15 protein-coding genes and 1 pseudogene are annotated in these 18,119 nt (G+C 65.5%); 7 read left to right on the forward strand and 9 right to left on the reverse strand.

Annotated features, from left to right (window positions below; all coding sequences use genetic code 11):
• Positions 1 to 10 precede the first annotated feature (10 nt).
• The 7 genes and pseudogenes from EDE12_RS01840 to EDE12_RS01870 all read right to left on the reverse strand — a co-directional run bounded on the left by EDE12_RS01840 (position 11) and on the right by EDE12_RS01870 (position 7,648).
• Positions 11 to 1,300 carry an efflux RND transporter periplasmic adaptor subunit gene (locus EDE12_RS01840; protein ID WP_084768600.1) on the reverse strand — a complete coding sequence of 430 codons (1,290 nt, stop codon included), beginning with the start codon at positions 1,298 to 1,300 and terminating at the stop codon, positions 11 to 13.
• A gap of 10 nt (positions 1,301 to 1,310) precedes the next feature.
• Entirely contained in the window at positions 1,311 to 2,387 is a 1,077-nt protein-coding gene (locus EDE12_RS01845; RefSeq protein WP_036292050.1) for an MbnP family copper-binding protein, read from the reverse strand.
• A 32-nt stretch (positions 2,388 to 2,419) separates the two neighbouring features.
• Positions 2,420 to 3,757, reverse strand: coding sequence for a PepSY-associated TM helix domain-containing protein (locus EDE12_RS01850; RefSeq protein ID WP_245275829.1), 1,338 nt, complete (start codon positions 3,755 to 3,757; stop codon positions 2,420 to 2,422).
• 42 nt (positions 3,758 to 3,799) lie between these two features.
• Positions 3,800 to 4,765: pseudogene (locus tag EDE12_RS01855) on the reverse strand (TonB-dependent receptor); the annotation flags it as partial.
• Between the two features lie 139 nt (positions 4,766 to 4,904).
• The gene (locus EDE12_RS01860) at positions 4,905 to 5,141 is read right to left on the reverse strand and encodes a hypothetical protein (protein WP_134187965.1); all 237 of its coding nucleotides are present in this window, start codon (positions 5,139 to 5,141) and stop codon (positions 4,905 to 4,907) included.
• A gap of 420 nt (positions 5,142 to 5,561) precedes the next feature.
• Positions 5,562 to 6,974 (reverse strand): HAMP domain-containing sensor histidine kinase, encoded by a 1,413-nt coding sequence (locus EDE12_RS01865; protein WP_051592609.1) that lies wholly within the window; start codon positions 6,972 to 6,974, stop codon positions 5,562 to 5,564.
• Positions 6,971 to 7,648 (reverse strand): response regulator transcription factor, encoded by a 678-nt coding sequence (locus EDE12_RS01870; RefSeq protein ID WP_026599868.1) that lies wholly within the window; start codon positions 7,646 to 7,648, stop codon positions 6,971 to 6,973. Before EDE12_RS01870 ends, EDE12_RS01865 begins: the two co-directional genes overlap by 4 nt.
• A 540-nt stretch (positions 7,649 to 8,188) precedes the next feature.
• Between EDE12_RS01870 and EDE12_RS01875 the strand changes: the two genes are divergently transcribed.
• Both EDE12_RS01875 and EDE12_RS01880 read left to right on the forward strand, forming a co-directional pair.
• Positions 8,189 to 9,400: a PepSY-associated TM helix domain-containing protein gene (locus EDE12_RS01875; protein ID WP_051592608.1), complete on the forward strand. Its 1,212-nt coding sequence runs from the start codon at positions 8,189 to 8,191 to the stop codon at positions 9,398 to 9,400.
• A gap of 44 nt (positions 9,401 to 9,444) precedes the next feature.
• The gene (locus tag EDE12_RS01880) at positions 9,445 to 9,717 is read left to right on the forward strand and encodes a hypothetical protein (RefSeq protein ID WP_024878269.1); all 273 of its coding nucleotides are present in this window, start codon (positions 9,445 to 9,447) and stop codon (positions 9,715 to 9,717) included.
• 7 nt (positions 9,718 to 9,724) lie between these two features.
• Here the strand turns inward: EDE12_RS01880 and EDE12_RS01885 are convergent, their stop codons facing one another.
• Positions 9,725 to 10,984, reverse strand: a complete 1,260-nt coding sequence (locus tag EDE12_RS01885) for a nucleoside transporter C-terminal domain-containing protein (protein ID WP_026599867.1) — start codon at positions 10,982 to 10,984, stop codon at positions 9,725 to 9,727.
• Between the two features lie 212 nt (positions 10,985 to 11,196).
• On the opposite strand from EDE12_RS01885, the gene EDE12_RS21715 reads away from it, so the two are divergent.
• The gene (locus EDE12_RS21715; RefSeq protein WP_157096277.1) at positions 11,197 to 11,358 is read left to right on the forward strand and encodes a hypothetical protein; all 162 of its coding nucleotides are present in this window, start codon (positions 11,197 to 11,199) and stop codon (positions 11,356 to 11,358) included.
• Positions 11,359 to 11,395: 37 nt separating this feature from the next.
• Here the strand turns inward: EDE12_RS21715 and EDE12_RS01890 are convergent, their stop codons facing one another.
• On the reverse strand, positions 11,396 to 13,111 hold the full coding sequence (locus EDE12_RS01890) for an adenylate/guanylate cyclase domain-containing protein (protein ID WP_051465359.1): 1,716 nt from the start codon (positions 13,109 to 13,111) through the stop codon (positions 11,396 to 11,398).
• A gap of 49 nt (positions 13,112 to 13,160) precedes the next feature.
• Between EDE12_RS01890 and EDE12_RS01895 the strand changes: the two genes are divergently transcribed.
• The 4 genes from EDE12_RS01895 (at position 13,161) to EDE12_RS01910 (ending at position 17,894) form a co-directional block, all read left to right on the forward strand.
• On the forward strand, positions 13,161 to 13,850 hold the full coding sequence (locus EDE12_RS01895) for a Crp/Fnr family transcriptional regulator (protein ID WP_024878266.1): 690 nt from the start codon (positions 13,161 to 13,163) through the stop codon (positions 13,848 to 13,850).
• Between the two features lie 59 nt (positions 13,851 to 13,909).
• Positions 13,910 to 15,061, forward strand: coding sequence for an FIST N-terminal domain-containing protein (locus tag EDE12_RS01900; protein ID WP_024878265.1), 1,152 nt, complete (start codon positions 13,910 to 13,912; stop codon positions 15,059 to 15,061).
• An 18-nt stretch (positions 15,062 to 15,079) separates the two neighbouring features.
• Positions 15,080 to 15,958: an aldo/keto reductase gene (locus EDE12_RS01905; protein WP_026599866.1), complete on the forward strand. Its 879-nt coding sequence runs from the start codon at positions 15,080 to 15,082 to the stop codon at positions 15,956 to 15,958.
• Between the two features lie 112 nt (positions 15,959 to 16,070).
• Entirely contained in the window at positions 16,071 to 17,894 is a 1,824-nt protein-coding gene (locus EDE12_RS01910; protein WP_051592607.1) for a patatin-like phospholipase family protein, read from the forward strand.
• The last annotated feature ends 225 nt before the right edge of the window (positions 17,895 to 18,119 follow it).

Consider the following 18,119-nt stretch of genomic DNA (forward strand, 5'->3'; position numbering starts at 1 on the left):
TGCGCGCGGCTCATTTCTTCTCGCCTTCCGCGCGCTTTCGGCGCTTCTCGCCGCCGTCGCGCGGCGCCTCGCTCTCGGCGACGCGCACCTTGGAGCCGCCGGCGAGACGCGAGAAGCCGGAGACGATGACCTGCTCATTCGCACCGAGCTCGGAGTCCAGCACGGCGATGGCTTCGTCCTGGCGGCGCGTCACGACATTGCGCAGCACCGCCGTTCCATCCGCGCCGAGCAGGTAGATGAAAGCGCCATTGGCGCCGCGCTGCACGGCGGGGCTCGGCACGGTGACGGCGTTGGCGATCATATCGACCGTCACGCGCACATTGACGAACTGCCCCGGCCAGAGAGCGAGATCGGGATTTTGAAACACCGCCTTCACGCGCACCGTCCCGGTCTGCGCATCGATCTGATTGTCGATGACCGCCAATTCTCCGGTCTCGATTACCGTGGAATTATCCGCGGCGAGCGCGGCGACCTTCGCATGGCCCGCCGCCTGCGCCTTTTGCAGCTGCGGCAGCGATTGCTGCGGAACGGTGAACACCACCCATAGCGGCTTCAGCTGCGTGACGACGACGATGCCGGTCTGATCCGATTTGTGCAGAATATTGCCGACATCGACGAGACGAATGCCGGTGCGCCCGTCTATGGGCGAGCGGATCGTCGCATAATCGAGCGTCGTTTCGGCATTGTCGATCGCGGCCTTGTCGGCGCGCAGCTGCGCCTCGAGCTGAGCCACCAGCGCCTGCTGCGTCGCCGCCTGCTGCTGCGAGCCGAAATTGGCGGCCGCCAGCTTGCGATAGCGCTGCGCATCGACGCGCGCATTGGCGAGATTGGCCTCGTCCTGCGCCATTTTGGCGACGGCCTGATCATATTGCGCCTTGTAGATCGACGGATCGATGCGCGCGAGCACGTCGCCGCGTTTCACCTCCTGCCCCTCGGCGAAGGAGAGCTCGATCAGCCGCCCGTCCACCTGCGTGCGCGCGGTGACGGTGTTGAGCGCCTGCACCGTGCCCACGGCGTCGAGCGTCACCGGCACATCGGCGAGACGGACGAGCGCGACCGAGACCGTCACCGCCATTTGATCGCGCCGCTTGTCGCCCGCGGCGCCCTCGCGCGCCGGCGCCTCGGCCGCGCCGAAGATGCGCCAAGCGATCGCTCCGCCGATGACGAATGTCAGCAGCAGAGCGATCGTCGCGCGGCGCCGGCCCGCGAAGATTTTTCCGATGAGAGCCTTTCGACTCTGCGCGGAGAAGGCGTTGTCCACGCCCTGCGCCGCGCGCTCTTTTCTCAGGACCAAACGCATTCTGAACGCCCTATTCGCGTTCGTTGGCCGCCAGAATCTTCGGCCCGACGCGGAAGATGCGCTGCGGGACGCCCGAGGGCTTGCCGATATCATTCATGTCCGGCGCGCTCTCCTTGAAGCGCAGGCCCGCGACCTCATAGAGCAGACCGCATTCCGGATCGGCGAGGCCGCTCATGCAGCCCGTGGCGCCGCCGGCGTCATGCGAAAGATCGACGCCGGCGAGCAGCGCCTCGAGATCGAGAATCACGTGCTGCTTGGCTGGATCGAAAGCATCGAAACGCACGGCGATGCGATTGGGCGCGGCGCAGCTCGCGATCTCGCCGGTGAGCGGATCGCCTTTGCAGCCCGTGGAGCCGAAATGCATCATCCAAGTGGAGGCGGTGATGGTGCCGTCGCCATTGACGCGCGGCTGTTCCTTCTCCTTGGGCGCCTCCAATTTGACGATCGCCTCGAGCCGCGCGGCCGCGGCGGCGCTCGGCGCGGCGGGCGCCTCTCTGGGCAGACGCGCCGGGGGCGCCTTGCGCATGACGCCGCCTTCGGGCTCCAGCTCTATGGCGATGAACTTACGGCCGGCCTGCCAGCCCCAATTCATTCCCTGCACATCCAGCGGCGCCGGAGCGGTGGCGAGATTGGAATGATTGAGCGCGACATCATTCCCCTGCGCGTCCTTCGCCAGGCTCGGCACGCCGACGGTGAAGACGAGTCCCTTGTATTTGCCGGCGGGAACGCCGCCGGTGATGACGTCATTGGCGCCGCGCGTGCCCTTGCAGCGGCCCTTCTGATTCTCGAAATCGATCAGCGCGACATCAGGGTTCTGCCAATCATTGCTGTCGAGCGCGACCGGCGTTTCCTTGCCGTCGGCGTCGATGAGCGCGAGATTGGAGACATAGAAGCGCGCGTCGCGCAATTGCGCGGCGACTTTCGTCGCGCCGAGCGCGGCGATGGGCTTGCCGCATTCGACCGGAGCGCCGCCCGCCTGCAAGGCGAAGTGAATGGCGACCTCCTGCCGCGCGGCGGGCGACGCCGCTTGAGCCGGAATGGCGGCGAGAAGCAGGGGCAATAGGGCCGTCTTGTGATAGGCGCGCATATTTTTCTCCTCGTACTCGATGATGCTGTGGATCAATGTGATTTTTCGACGAAGGCCATTGCGGGAATGGAAACGGCGGCCGGCTTGGCCGGCGCGCGCGCCGCAGAGGCGACGCGGGCGGCGCGCTTCTTCCACCATATGTAGACGCCGGTGACGGAGAGCATGGCGATGCCGACGCCGAGCACGCAGACGAAGATGTGGAACCAGAGGCCGAACAGATTGGCGAGATGCATCTCGACGATCCAGGTGGTGAATGTGTTGCCGGAATGCTGTCCCGTCGGCGCGCGCAGCGAGCGGAACGCGCCGCTCGACGCATCGAAGACGACGCTGGTGCGGCCGAATTTCAGGCCGATGTCGCGGCTGGAGCGCACCGAATAGGTGTAGCTGTTCTGCGCTTCCTGATAGGTGAGGCGAAACGGCCGCTCCACGGTGAAGTCGCCCTCGCGCGCTTGCTCGGCCATGAGGATCTCGCCGAGCGCCTGAGCGCGTTCGAAGCTCATCGGCTCCTTTTCCGCCTTGTGCATTTTCGCGCCCATGGATTTGCCATGCGCCATCGGCGCCGGCGCGTCAAAATCGGAGATGGCGCGCATCACCGGATTATAGACGTCACGCATGTTGAAATAGACGCTCGACCAGCCGAACAGCAGCAGCACGGCGAACATCCATAAGCCGAAGGCGCGGTGCAGATCGAGATTGACGCGATAGAAGGAGCCGCTGAGCTTGACGAGCCATGCGGGCTTCCAGCGCGCGAGCCAACTCTTGCGATTGCCCTTGCCGGTGAAGATCGGCAGAGTGAGATAGAGTCCGTTGAAGCAATCGATCGTCCAGACGACGGCGACGATTCCGAGGATCCAGCCGCCCCATTCGCCCATGGCGAGACGGAAATGCAGCCGATCGACGAAGGGCATGATTCCCGGGCCGCTGGTGATCGGCGGCTCCTTGTCCAGCCTGCCGAGCTCCTCGCCGGTGACGGGATCGAGATAGAGATGATCGAAGCCGAGCGGCGGCCGCTCGGGACGCGTTCCGAGCACATATTCGTCGCCGACGACAGGATCGGCCAAGACCTCGCTATAGTCGGGAACGAGCGGCAATTGACGCGGCGTCATCGAGACGCGCGCGGTCCCCGGCTGCACATAGGAGACTTGCGTCGCGCGGCCCGCGGGAACCAGCGTCTCCGCTCGGCGCGCGAGCGCGCCGAGCGAGAGCGTCTCGCCTTCGCGCGGGCCGGGATAGATCTGCGGAGCGAGCAAATGGTTGAGCTCCGGCAGAAAGGCGAGAAGACTGCCCGTCGCGCCGACGACGATCAGGAATCCGGCCATGAGCAGGCCGGTCCAACGATGAAGAAAAACCCAGAAATTCCTCGTTATCATGATCAGTCTCCCTCGATCGTGGGATCGTTATGATGCGGCTTCTCAGGGTCGGTTCTGCTCCTCGCGTCGAAACAGAGGCTCGGCGCCGAAGTCGTATTTCAGCTCGGCGAAAAAGGTGCGCTGCGGATAGGGCGCGAAGAGATAGTTGCGATAATTATTGATGTTGTTGACGCCGGCGACGGCGGTCCAATTGGGCGCGAATTTCCACGTCCCGCGCAGATCGAGCTGGATATTGCGGCCATAGGCGCCGAAGGTCTCGGTGTTCCAATCATAATTGTCGAGCTGGCCGTGCGAGGCGGATTTGTAGCGAAAGCCTGCGGACAGCGTCAGATCCTTGGTCACATGATAGGTCGCGACCCATTTGACCTTCCAGCGCGGCATTTGCAGAACGTCCTTGCCGACATAGCGCTGGTTCTTCTGATTGGAGAGAATCTCGTCGGTCGTGTAGGTGGCGTTGGCGTCGAGGTCGAAGCCGTCGACGAGAATGTCCTCGAGGCCGATCGCGCCCTCGACGCCATTGTAGCGAACCTTGCCGACGTTGGAGAAATTGGTGACATTGGGAACGACCGTGACGTCCGTTTGCGAGACGATGCCGTTCCAGCGATCCTCATGGAAGAAGGCGAGATGCGCATTATGCGCGCCGAACAGATATTCGGCGGCGAGCTCGTAGGAATCGGCCTGCTCTGCTTTCAGATCGGGGCTGTTGATGACGATGCCGCTCGGCGACACGGTGCGCTGATAGAGTTCTGTGACGCCCGGAAAGCGCGTGACATTGCCATAGGAGCCGCGCAGCAGCAGATCGGGCGTCGCTTGAAAGGCGAGCGAGGCTTTCGGCATGAAGGCCGAGGATGTGCGCTCGGGCTGCCGCGTTCCCGTGCCGAGCGCATTTTCGTTGAAGCCGTCGAAAGCGCGCCACCACTCCTGGCGTCCGCCGAGCGTGAGCGTCCATTGCGGCGCGAGCTTCCACACGTCCTGAACATAGACGGCTCTGTTCTCGGTCTTGCCAGATGGGCGAAAGGACGGCGAGCGTCAACGCGGCGACGGACGCGCCGCTACGGAAAGCGATACGAGACATGAATTCCCCCCTGAGCGGCCGCCAAACGGCCGGCGATTCCAACGGCGTCGGCCGAAAGCGGCCGATGAGGCGTCAGGAAAAACGGGGAGGCGCGTGGGAGGGCGGCTTATGACCGGCCAGGAAGAAAGAGGCGAGCGGATCGGCGCTCGGCGCCGGGATCGCCGCGGGCGGGAAAGGCGCGAGGCGAGTCAGGACGGCCGCGACGACGCCGAGGATCGCCGCGCAACAAATGACGCAATGCTCGCAATGGCTCGCGTGATGAGCGCCGGCCGGCGCATCGGCGCCGCTGGCGAGACAGCCGGCCGACATTTCGACGCCGTCGTCGCCGGCCGCAAAGGCGGCCGACGGCCCTGCGCCTTGCATTAGCAAGGCGCATGAGAGCGCGAAGATAGCCAGAAGCCGCCCCAACATTTTTGGTATTCCGCCGCGAACGCCAAAACATCACCGAAACGTTACCAATCGTCGCGGCTCTTGACAAGAGCGCGTGCCGTCCGTCGCTGGAATTGGTTATTCGTGTTACTAGATTGCAACATTATCGTCAGATCGGCGCATATTGCCGCAATATATGAGATTATCGGATCATGCCGGCGTGACGAGAATCACATTCGAAGATTCGGATAGGTCTGCGCGCAAGATATGCGCCGATCTCAGCGCGAGAAGAGAGCATAGGAGCGCCCCTCTGCCCGATCAGCGCGCGCGCGACGGGGAGCAGAGCGAAGCTCGACGCGGCTAGATCGCCGCCTCGACTTGCGCGCCGCTCGCGAGCCGCGGCCCGAAGGGCCGAAAGCCGACGATGAAAGTCACGCCGCCGCCCGGCGTGTCGGCGACCTCGAGCTCGCCGTCGAGCTCGCGCGCCAGCTCCTTGACGATGGCGAGCCCGAGACCAGTGCCCGGGGTCGTCTCCTCCTTGCGCCAGAAAGGCTCGAAGATCAGGCTGCGATCCTCGGGCGCGACGCCGCCGCCATGATCGACGATGATGACGCGCGCATCCGCGCCGACGCGCATCATCACGGTTCCGCCCTCCGGCTCGGCGCGCAGCGCATTCTCGACGAGATTGCCGAGCACGCTCTCGATCGCCCAGGGGAATCCGCGGATCATCACCGGCTCTTCCGGCGCGTCCAGCTCGATCTCCTTCTTGGCGTCTATGGCGATCGGCATGAAATCGGCAGCTACCTTCAACGCCGTCGCGGCGAGATCGACGCAAAGACGCGTGTCGCGGCGGCGCTCGCGCGCCTGCGCCAGAACCAGCAATTGATCGACGATCGTCTGAATGCGCCGCACGTCGCGCGTGATCTCGCGCTTGAGATCGGAGGCTTCCAGCTTGGCGACGCGCGCGCGCAGCACGGTGATCGGCGTGCGCAGCTCATGGGCGGCGTTGGCGGTGAAGCGTCGCTGCGCCGCGACGCCCTCCTCGACGCGGGCGATCGCGCCATTCACCGCCTCGACGAAAGGCGTGATCTCGATCGGCAGACCCGTGGCGGCGATCGGCTTGCGCAGCGAGTCGACGGTGATGGCCGAGGCCGCGACCGTGGCGGCGCGCAGCGGCGCGAGCGAGCGGCGCACGACGAGCGTCGCGACCAGCGCCGCCGCCGAGCCGAGCGGCAGAAAGGCGATGAGATTGTTCAGCGAGACGAAATTCACCAGCTGCCAGATCGTATCGTCCCAATGGAACTGCGCGCCATAGGTGGCGATCGTCAGCTTGCCGAAAGCGCTGTCGATGGAGCGCACATAGCCGCGCGCATTGGGATCGGAATCGTCGGAGACATGGAAGAGCCCGCTATAGCTGTCGACGCCGGCGCGTCCCAGCGCGTCGAACAGCTTCTCGTCCGAGCCCGCGACGAGACGGCCGGCGGCGCGATCGAGTATGGCGAAGCGAAATCGCGGATTGCGCTCTTGCTGGCGCTGCAGCTCCGGCGTTCGCTCTGCCGTCAATGCGCCATCCGGCCCTCGGCGCAGCGCGCCCAATAGAATTTCCTTGGAGCGCTTGGTGGTCCAGCTGTCGAGGCTGGAATTGGAGCTATCGCCGATATGCAGCGCCGAGAGCGGCAGAAACACCGTCACCGGCAGAGTGAGATAGGCGACGAGCGAGCACAGTATCCAGTAGAAGACGAGCCGCGCCGAAAGCGATTGCGTGAGCTTCATTCCTCAGCGCTCCGAATAAGATAGCCTATGCCGCGCGCGGCGTGGATATCGGCGCGCGCGCCTTGGTTCTTCAGGCGCTGGCGCAGGCGGTGGATCAGCATCTTCAGCGCGTCGACCTGATCGGCGTCCTGCGCGCCATAGATCTCCTCGAGCAGATCGGCGCGCGTCACCGCGAGACCGGCGCGGCGCATCAGCGCGCCGAGCAGGATGAGCTCCAGCTTGGGCGCCAGAAATTGCCGGCCATTGATAAATCCCCTCTGCTCGTCGAGCTCGAAGCTGAGCGCGCCGACCTGCACCAAGGGCGCCACTTGCGGTCCGGGACGACGCAGAACGGCGCGAATGCGCGCCATCAGCTCGTCGGGATCGAAAGGCTTGGTCAGATAATCATCAGCGCCCGCGTCGAGTCCGTCGACCATCTCGTCTATGCCGCGCATGGCGGTGAGCATCAGCACGCGCATGTTGGGCCGATCCTCGCGCACCGAGCGGATGATGGCGACGCCGTCGCCGTCCGGCAGCCGCCGATCCAGCAGCATGACGCCGTAATCGACAGCCTCGATCGCCGCGCGCGCCTCGGCGACGGCGCCGACGATATCCGCGGCAAAGCCGGCATGGACGAGCTTTTCTTCCAGCAGAGCGGCGATCTCCGCCTGATCTTCGACGATCAACACACGCATCGGCTGTCCTGTCGCCCTCATGAGCATTGTCGCGGTCTCCCCGGCGGAGCCGCTTCGCCTCTATGCGCCCTGGGTCGCCGCAGGCCCTGGGCGTCTTCTAAGCCGACGCATCGTATAGCGCGTTACCAATATGTAAATATCATATTCGCCGCAGGCCGCGAGAACGTCAAATGTCGCCATTGGCCGCCACAGAATCGCCGAAAGCTTGCCGGTCTGGAGATCGTGACGCCTATGAGCGGTCCAGCGTCGCAATTTGTCGAATATTCGGCCCGCAGGAGCATGCTTCTATATATCGAGGCGATCTCGCCGCCGTCTAGAGAGCGCTCATTGGCCCCGGTCTATTTCTGCTCTGTTTCTTGTAGCCTTTCCAAATCACAGCGGGGTGAGAGGCTGCGCGTCGAGCGCGCGCGGGCGCGGAAAAGGAGAATTTTTCTCGACAGGCGCGATTTGCAAGGTAACGTTTCTCAGACTTCGGCGAGCGGCTGAAGCTATATTCTTCGACCCCGCGGCGGGGGAGGAGATTTTCGAGGAGGCCATTCCATGACCAATGACACGATCGCGGCGCCGCGCGCCGCCGACGAGCGCGCGCCCGCGGAAATGTCGCTGCGCCTGCGTGCGCGGCGGCTGTTTCTCGCCTTTCATCGCTGGACCGGGCTGATTCTCGGCGCGATCTTCGTCGTCGTGGGGCTCACCGGCGCGCTTCTGTCCTTCGCGCCGCAGATCGACGCGGCGCTGCATCCCGAGCTGTTGCGCTCGGCGCCGCCTTCCGCCGAGGCCCGCTTCGCCCCACTCGACGAGATTTATGCGGCGGCCATCGCCGATCTGCCGCGCGGCGCGACGCCGAGCTTCCTCGCCATGCCGCGTAGCCGCGAGGGCGTCGTCTCGCTCTCGTACCGGCTGCGGGATGCGGATGACGTCACCGAGACGCATCGCCTCTTCATCGACCCCTATACGATCAAGGTGACGGGCGACCGGGCGATCAAGAAAGGCGATGACGAAATCCGGCAATTCTTCTTCAATTCGGTGCGCAGCCTGCATTACACCCTATGGCAAGGCTCGGATCGCTCCTGGCTGGTCGGCGGGCCGGCGCTTCTGCTGCTGCCCTCCATGCTGCTCGGAATCGTTCTGTGGTGGCCGCGGCCGGGCCAATGGCGGCTCGCTTTCGCCATAAAGCGCAAGGCGAGCGCCGATCGGCGGATTTTCGACCTCCATCGCGTGGTCGGCGCGCTCATCGCCGTCGTCCTGTGCTGCTCGCTGACCACCGGCTGCTTCTTCGTGTTCCGCCAGCAGGGCCGCGACCTCGTGCGCCTGGTCTCGACCCTGCGCGAGGCGCCGCGCGGCTTGGCGTCGCGGCCGATCGCGGATCGCGATCCGATCGGGCTGGACGCCGCCCTCGGCGTCGCCGAGCGCCGATTTCCCGGCGCCGCGCCGACGGGCTTCAGCCTGCCCGCCAATGAGAAGGGCGTCTATGTCGTCTCCATGCGCGCGCAAGACGAGCCCAATCACGCCAATGGCCGCAATCGGGTGACGATCGACCAGTTCAGCGGCCAGATTCTGTTCACCGAGGATCGCGCCAATTTCAGCGCCGGCGAGCGCTTCCTGGAATGGCTGCTGCCGCTCCATTCGGGCGAAGCCTTCGGCCTCGCCGGTCAGGCCGTCATCCTGCTCGCCGGCCTCGCGCCCGCCTTTCTCTATGTCACCGGCTTCCTGCGCTGGCGCCGGCAGCGTGGCCGTCGCGCTGTTTCAGCGTGAGCGAATCTGCTAGAGCTGCCATCGACAGAAAGGCTTCTTCGAAAATGGCGCGCATCTTTCTCCTCTCCCTGATCCTGGCCGGGATCGTCTCGCTGACCGACGGCTTCGCCCCCAGAGCGGCGCTGGCCGGGCCGAATGTGCCGTTGTGTCTCGCGATGCAGAATAATTACAATGAATGCGTGCGCCACGAGCGCGCGCGGGAGCGTCATCGCCACTACGAATATGAGGACGAGTGGGGCCGTGGCCCGCGCGAGCGGCGACGCCACTCGGATTGCGGCGCCTGGCTCGTGCAGCTGAAGGCGCAGGGCTGCTTCTGAGCGACCGTCAGCCGCCGATCAGCAATCCGGCGGCCGTGGCGCTCATGCAGGTGGCGAGCGTGCCGGAGAGAATGGAGCGCAGGCCGAGACGCGTGATCTCCGCGCGCCGGCCGGGCAGCATCACATTCAGCCCGCCGACGAGAATGCCCATGCTGCCGAAATTGGCGAAGCCGCAGAGCGCATAGGTGAGGATCAGCCGGCTGCGCGGCGACAGCGCCTCCGCGCCGAGCGCGCTCATGTCGCGATAGGCGACGAACTCGTTGACCACAGTCTTCGTCGCCATCAGCGCAGCGGCCGCCGGCGCCTCGCTCCAGGGCACGCCGATCAGCCAGACGATGGGGCGGAAGGCATAGGCGAAAGCGAGCTGCAGGCTCGGCGTCTCGCCGCCAAATTGCGGCAGATGCGCGAGCGCCATATTGACCAGCGTCACCAGCGCGATCGTCGTCAGCAGCATGCTGATGATACCGACGAGCGGGCCGACGCCGTCGGAAACGCCTTTGACGATGGCGTCGAACGCCCCTGCCGGCGGATTCTCCACGGCGAGCCGCGCTTCGGCATTGTCCTTATAGATATCCCAGGGCGACATGACCGCGGCGACCGCTATGCCGGCCGGCGTCGCGATCACCGAGGCGATGAGAATATGGCCGAGCGCATCCGGCAGGAAAGGCGCGACGAAGCCGGCGTAGATCACCATGACCGTGCCGGCGACGCCGGCCATTCCGCAGCTCATCAGCGCGAACAGCTCGCCGCGCTGCATGCGCGCGAGATAGGGGCGGATCAGCAGCGGCGCCTCGATCATGCCGACGAAGATGTGAACGGAAGCGCCCAGCGCCAGCGCGCCGGAAAGCCCCATGGAGCGTCGCAGCAGAAAGGCGAAGCCGCCCGCGATGCGCTGCATCACGCCCCAATAAAAGAACAGTGAGGCCAGCGCCGAGATGGTCAGCACCATGGGCAGCGCCTTGAACGCGAGAATGAAGCCGGCGCCCGGCGTCTTCTCCTCGAAAGGCGCGGGGCCGCCGCCGAGATAGCCGAAGACGAAGCCAGAGCCCGCCTCCGTCGCCTTTTGCAGGGCCTCCGCCCCGTCATTGGCGAGCAGCACGGCCTGCTTCGCCGGCGGAAAATGCGTGAGGACCAGCGCCGCCACGAATTGCAGCGCCAGCCCGCCGAGCACGACGCGCCAGGGAATGCGGCGCCGATCCTCGCTGACGGCGCAGGCGATGAGCAGGAAGCAGAGAAAGGCGAGACAGGAACGAGCGATATCCGCCATGGGCTGCGTTTCTCCGATCGGCGCGGGAGGGCCGCCGCGGCGATGCAATTTTCAGGTCCAGACGCGGTCGGGCGCGACAGGCTTCGTCCACTCGGAGCATTTTCCGCGCGACCCGTGGCGTTCGCCACATCCCTCAGGAGCGAACCGAGCGACATTTCGCGAGCGGACGATGTTTTGCGACCGCGTTCCAACATCCATCCAGGGAGGATGACATGAATCTCGATCTCTCCAATTTTCATTTCCCGGCCGGCGTTCGCGCGAAAGCTCTGACGCTGGTCATCGGCTTCGCGATCGGCGCGATGGCTCTGTCGCTCGGCGGCTGCACTTGCGCCGACGCATATGGAAACGAGGTGGCCTGCCCCGACATCTACTGAACGAAAGACGTCTCCCTACGGGGGCGGACGCTGCGGCTCAGAGGGCCGCCGGCTCGCCGCTGGCGACCCAGCGCTCGAAATCCCCGAGCTTCTTGAACGGAAAGGCGGGGAGCGCGGCTTCGCGGCCGCGGATCGGCGCCTCGACGACGGCGTGCGGCGGCCGCAGCCCCGCGGCGTCGCAGGTCTGCGAGGAGACGAGCGCCACGCAGTCCATCTCCTTCGTCAGCGATTCGAGCCGCGCGGCGATATTGCCGGTGTCGCCGAGAAACTGCAGCGACTGCCGATCCGTCGGGCCGACGGCGCCGACGATGGCGAGTCCGCTGTGCAGCCCGACGCCGAAGGCGAGCGGCGCTTCGAGATCATGCGCGAAATCGCGGCTGACGCGGCGGATCGCGCGCCAGACGCCGCTGGCCGCGCGCAGCGCCGCGCGGGCGCCCTCGTCGGCGTCGCCGTCCAGCCGAAACAGGCTCATGACGCCGTCGCCGGCGACGCTGGTCACATGGCCGCCCTCCGCCAAGATCGCATTGGTCGTCGCGCGAATGTAGGAGTCGACGATATAGATCGCGTCATAGGGCAGGCGGTTGGCGGCGAGCTTCGTCGAATCACGGAGATCGACGAACATGGCCGTCACGAAAAGCTCGCGGCCCTGGTCGAGAAGAACGCAGAGGCCGTCGAGCGGGCTGTCCGCCGGCAGCATGGGATAGACGCCGATATCGCAGCGCGGCCGCGTCTGGCAGGCGAGGCGCACGCCCTCCGGCGCGCCGATCTGCGCCAATGTCGCGAGCTCCGCCGGGCCGGGCGGCGGCAGCTCCGACGCGCCATAGAGCACGCGTATGCGGCAGGTGGAGCAGCGCGCGCGCCCGCCGCAGACGGAGGCGTGCGGAATGCCTTTGAAACGGCTGGCCTCGAGCACGGAGAAGCCGAAAGGCGCGCGAACGCTGCGGCCGTCGCGATAGTCGATGCGCACCGTGTCGAACATGCGCTCGCGCATGTTGCGCAAGGCGCGCAGCAGCAGCACGACTGCGAGCAGCGCGAGATAGGAAATCTGCAGATAGAGGATGATCGAAGCGAGCATCGCCGGCACATGCGCATGCGGCGATCCTTTCGCCGGCGGCCCATGCGCCTCTATGACGGCCTCGTCCATATAGGCGCGCAGGATCAGCTCCCAGCCCGAGTTGAGCAGGCCCGCTATGGCGAGCGCGGGCAGAGCGAGCGCGAGAAGAAGAAACAGAATCGTGCGCCGGCGATACCAATCGCGATAGCGCAGCCACATGTGAATGCCGATGCAGCCATGCGACCAGATGAGGACCATGAGCAGAAATTGCCGCGGCAGGCCGAAGGTGGGATCGCTGATCCAGAAATGATAGAGAATGCGAAAATAGGAATCCTCCAAGCCGAAGGCGAGCACGGCGACGCGCGTGTCGGTGACATGCGGCGCGAGCAGCAGCGGTATGGTGAGGCCGAGGCCGAGCTGCCAGGCCTCTATCGCCGGCATGCGCAAATGCCGCCGGCGATAGAGCGCGAAGAGGCCGAGCGACATGTGAACGGTGAAGCAGAACAGCAGAAGAGCGACGCCGAAGCCGGTGCGCCAAGGCGCGAGAATGACGCCATGGCCGATGGCCTGGAGATTGTCGAGAAAGAACAGGCCGGTCGCGTGAGAGATGAAATGACAGGCCGCATAGGTGAAGAGCGTGAGCCCGGTGGCGAGGCGCGTGCGGCGCTCCAAATCGAAGTTGACACTCCAAGCCGACATGACTCATCCTTTGAAACGCTGACAAGACGAATTTTCAGGAACGCGGGACATGATACGAAAAAACCAGACGCTTGCACGCGTTAGTTTGTTCCGCTCGCTTTCCAAGGAGGAGATCGCGCAGCTCGACGCGCGATGCGTGTGGCGCCGCGCCCAGGAAAAGGAATGCATCCTCAATTATAAGGACGACAGCGCGGATATTTATTTCGTCGCCTATGGCGATGTGCGCGTGTCGATCCAGAGCGTCGCCGGCAAGGATCTGATGCTGCGCGTCATCAAGGAGGGCGAGTTTTTCGGCGAGCTCTCGGCGCTCGACGGCAAGCCGCGCTCGGCGGCGATCCATGCGATAACCGACACGGTGATCGCGCGCATGAGCCCCGCGATCTTCCGCGAGGTGATTCATCATTATCCCAATGTCTGCGATCAGGTGCTCGAGACGCTGACCGGCGAGGTGCGCCGCCTCACCACACGGGTGAACGAGTTCACCAATCTCGACGTGCGCGGCCGCATTCACGCGGAATTGCTGCGGCTGGCGCGCAGCGACAGCGGCGGCGAGAATCGCGGCGTGATCTCGCCCGTTCCCACCCATGCGGAGATCGCCGCCCGCGTCAGCACGCATCGCGAGGCGGTCACGCGCGAGCTGAACCGTCTGGAGCGGGCGGGACTGCTCGAGCGCCGCCGCGGCGCCTTCGTGCTGCTCGATCTCGCCGAGCTCTCCGCCTCCGTCGAGGCGGCGCGGTAGCGAATCTCTTCCGCGGCACGGTCGTTGCTACCCGCGCAAGGACGCGGGGAAAAGAGACCATGAGCAAGTTCATTTACGCCCATTCCGGCGACGCCGACTGGAAGAGCGCCTTGGCCTCCTGCCTGGAGCAGATCGAGCGACAACGGGCCGACGCGCCTGCGCCAAATCTCGGCTGGTGCTATCTCACCGACTATTTCACCCAGGCGGCGAGCGACATTTTGTCGGCGCTGCGCGCGCGCCTGCCCGGCGTCCATTTCGTCGGAACGGTGGGGGTCGGCGTCGGCGCCGAGGCGGTCGAATATTTCGACGCGCCGGGCCTCGCGATCATGCTGGCCGATCTTCCCGCCGACGCTTTTACGCTGTTTTCCTCTCTCGAGGCCCTGGACGGGACGCCCAAGGGCTTCGAGCCCTTCACCGCGCTGGTCCACGCCAGCGGCGGCACGCCCGATCTGCAGGCCAAGCTGGAGGCCGCAAGCGCCAAGCTCACCACCGGCTATCAGTTCGGCGGCCTCTCCTCAGCGCGCAACAAGGCGCTGTGCATCGCGGATGAGGTTTTGGCGGGCGGCTTCACCGGCGTCGCCTTCGGGCCGCAGGCGACCGTGTTCTCGCGCGTCACCCAGGGCTGCCAGCCCATAGGGCCGCTGCGCACGGTCACGCGCGCGCAGGGCAATTACCTCGTGACCCTGGACGAGAAGCGCGCCCTCGACTGCGTGCTCGAGGATATGGGGCATACGCTCGACATAGACGACGCCGAACTGCGGCTCGAGCTGGCGCAGACCTTGGCCGGGCTGGTCGCCACTGGCGAAGATGTCTCCGCCAAGCCCGGCCAGTTCGGCACGAACACGGAAGTGCGGCACATTGTCGGCGTCGGCCGCAAGGGCGGGCTGCTGATGATCGCCGAGCAGATAAAGGACGGCATGCGGCTCGCCTTCTGCAAGCGCAACGCCGAGGCGGCCAAGCATGATCTCCTCCGCATCGTGGCGGAGGTGCGCGCCCAGGCAGAGGCCGCCGGCGGCATGAGAGGCGCGCTCTATATCAGCTGCTCGGGGCGCGGCGGCCCGCATTTCGGCGAGCCCAACGCCGAATTCCGCATGGTTCACGAGGCGCTGGGAGGCGAGACGCCCGTGATCGGCTTTTTCGCCGGCGGCGAGATCGCCCGCCATCATCTCTACGGCTATACTGGCGTGCTGACGGTTTTCGCCGGAGCCTGAGAAAGAGGAAGCCCCAAAATGAGCGCCGAGCCGCGCGGCGAGGATCCTGGCCGGATCGTCTCCGCCTCCGGGGTTTTGATGCCCCGCATCATCTATGGCACGGCCTGGAAGAAGGAGCGCACCGCCGCTCTGGTGGAAGAGGCGCTGCGGACCGGCTTTCGCGGGATCGACACCGCCTGCCAGCCCAAGCATTACAACGAGCCGGGCGTCGGCGAAGGTCTGGCGGCGGCGCTCGGCGCCGGGCTCGACCGCGCGGATATTTATCTGCAGACCAAATTCACGCCCTTCGGCGGGCAGGACCCCGAGAACATCCCCTATGACGCCGAGGCGGCCATAGGCGAGCAGGTGCGGCAATCCTTCGAGGTCTCGCTGCGCAATCTGCGCGTGGATCGCCTCGACGGATTGGTGCTGCACTCCCCCTACCCGGAGGACAAGGACACTCTCGAGGCCTGGCGCGCGATGGAGAGCCTGGTGGCGCAGGGCGGCGTGCGCCAATTGGGCGTCAGCAATTGCTACGAGCTGTCACGGCTGAAGATGTTGTGGAAGAAGGCGCGGGTGAAGCCGGCCGTGATCCAGAACCGCTTCTACGCCAAAACCGGCTATGACCGCGAGATTCGCGCTTTCTGCGCAAAGCACAAAATTTTCTACCAGAGCTTTTGGACGCTCACCGCCAATCCCGAAACATTGGCGAAGCCGGAGCTCGTCGCTCTCGCCGAAAAATATGAGCGCGGCCGGGCGCAGATTTTCTTCCGCTTCCTGACGCAGCAAGGCATTCTGTGCCTCACCGGCACGTCCTCGCAAGAGCATATGCGCGATGATCTGGCGATATTCGATTTTTCCCTGACCGCGGAGGAATGCGCGACCCTGGACGCCCTGCTGACCGCCGCGCCGGCCTGACCAGCATCGAAAGCGCGCGGAAAGCGCCCTTGCATTCTCACGCTCGGCCGAAGATCATGCGGCGCGAGCGCGGGGGCGCGCGACGCGAACGCATCGGGGCGGCTGTATTTCCATGTCGAAGACGCTCGTTTCGGAAGATCAGAGTTTCTGGCAAGACCTCGATGACGAGGATCGGGGCAAGATCAAATCCTGCGTGCGGCTGCGCAGGATCGCGCGCGGCGAGGCGCTGATCGAGCTCGGCGCGCCGTCGGAGACTCTCTATATCGTCAATTTCGGCCAGTTCGGCGTGGTCAACGCCGCCAATGGCGAGATCGTCGCCGAGATCGGCAAGGACCAGCTCATCGGCGAGATGGGCTTTTTCACCGGCGAGCCGCGCGGCGCCGGCGTCGTCGCCATGCGCGACTCCGAGGTGCTGGAGATCGACCGCGCGCAATTCGAGGCGCTGGTCGCGCAATTCCCCGACATGCAGCGCGCCGTCACCCGCTCGCTGGCCCGGCGCCTCGCGCGTCTCGGCGAGATCACGCGGCGCAATTTCCGCCAGAGCAGCCGCGTGCGCGTGATCGCGCTGATCGCCGCCGGCGGGGGCGCCATTCCCGAAGGTTTCAGCGCCCGCCTGCTGCAGGCGATCAATGCGCGCGCCCATGGCTGCGCGCGCGCCTCCGCCGACGCCCGCGCGCATTTCCCAGATGGCGCATTCGACCGCTACGCCGTCGCCGATTGGCTCGGCGCGCTCGAGCAGGAGAACGACTTCGTTCTCTGCGTCGCCGATGGCGAATTGAACGAATGGACCCGCGCCGTTCTCAATTCGGCCGATCTGCTGATCATGGCCGTCGCCGACGGGTCCCACGCGCTCAATCCGGTCGAGGAATTCGCCTTCACCCTGTTTCCCGCCAATCGCCGGCGCATCGTCAGGCTCTATCCGCATCGGCCGCAGACGCAAGAGCCCTCCGCGCCCTGGCTGCGTGAGCGCGACGTTTTCATGCTGCATCATGTGGCGATGGATTCGGGCGCGGATTTCGATTGTCTCGCGCGTTTCATCACGGGCCAGGCGATCGGCTTCGTCGCCGGCGCCGGCGGCGCGCTCGGCCTCGCCCATATCGGCATAGTGAAAGCCTTTCAGGAGGCGGGCGTCGTCTTCGATATGTTCGGCGGCAGCAGCATCGGCTCCGGCATGGCGGTGGCCTTCGCGCAATTGAAGAGCCCGGAGGAGGTGGAGGCGGCGATTCACGAGATATTCGTGCAGAACGCCGCGCTGAAGCGCCTCACTTTGCCGAAGTTCGGCCTGCTGGACCATACGATTCTCGAGGCGACGCTGGCGAAGTCCTACGGCTCCATCGCCTTCGAGGATTTGTGGCGGCCGAGCTTCGCCATAGCGACCGACCTCTCCACCTATACGATGCGCGTGATCCGCTCCGGCCCGACATGGCAGGCGGTGCGCGCCTCTTGCGCCATTCCCGGCGTGCTGCCGCCCTTCTTCGACGAGGACGGCCATATGCTGGTCGACGGCGCCGTCTCCGACAATGCGCCGATCGCGCCCATGCATGGGCTCAAGAACGGCCCCAATGTCGTCGTGGACCTGCGCAACTCCGATCCGCGCCTCTATGACTTCGACTATCGCGCGCTGCCGGGCCGCAACGCGCTGCTCGCCTCCATGCTCAATCCGCTGCGCCGCAAGCCATTGCCCGATTGCCCTTCGCTGGCGAGCGTCATTCAGCAAGCGGTGTTCAGCAATATTCGCGAGAAGCCGGCGTTTTCCGGCGGGCTCGATCTCACCGTGCAGCCGCCGGTCTGTCCCGGCGCCAGCTTCATGACCTGGGACAAGCACCGCGAGGTCGCCGAATTCTCCTATAGATGGGGCCTAGAGACGATCGCCCGGCTGGAGGAGGAGGGAAACCCCGCCCTCGCCGAAATGCGCCGTCTGTCGCAGCCGAGCTGAACGCGCGAGCCTCGTTCGGCCGATCGCTTCGCGCCGGCGCTCGCCGCCCGGCTATCGAATCACACATCGCGAGACGCTGCAGCCGTCCTGGCCGGGCTTGTCCCGGCCATCCACGCCAAGCAGCTGAGCAACCAAAGGAAAGCGCCCGCCATCGACGGATTTCATCCCACGTCGGGCGCCGCCGCAGTTTCGGCGTCACGCCAAGCTTCTAAGACGCCTCGACGC

Origin of the sequence: Methylosinus sp. sav-2, from assembly GCF_004366495.1 — a bacterium.
Taxonomy (GTDB): Bacteria; Pseudomonadota; Alphaproteobacteria; order Rhizobiales; family Beijerinckiaceae; genus Methylosinus.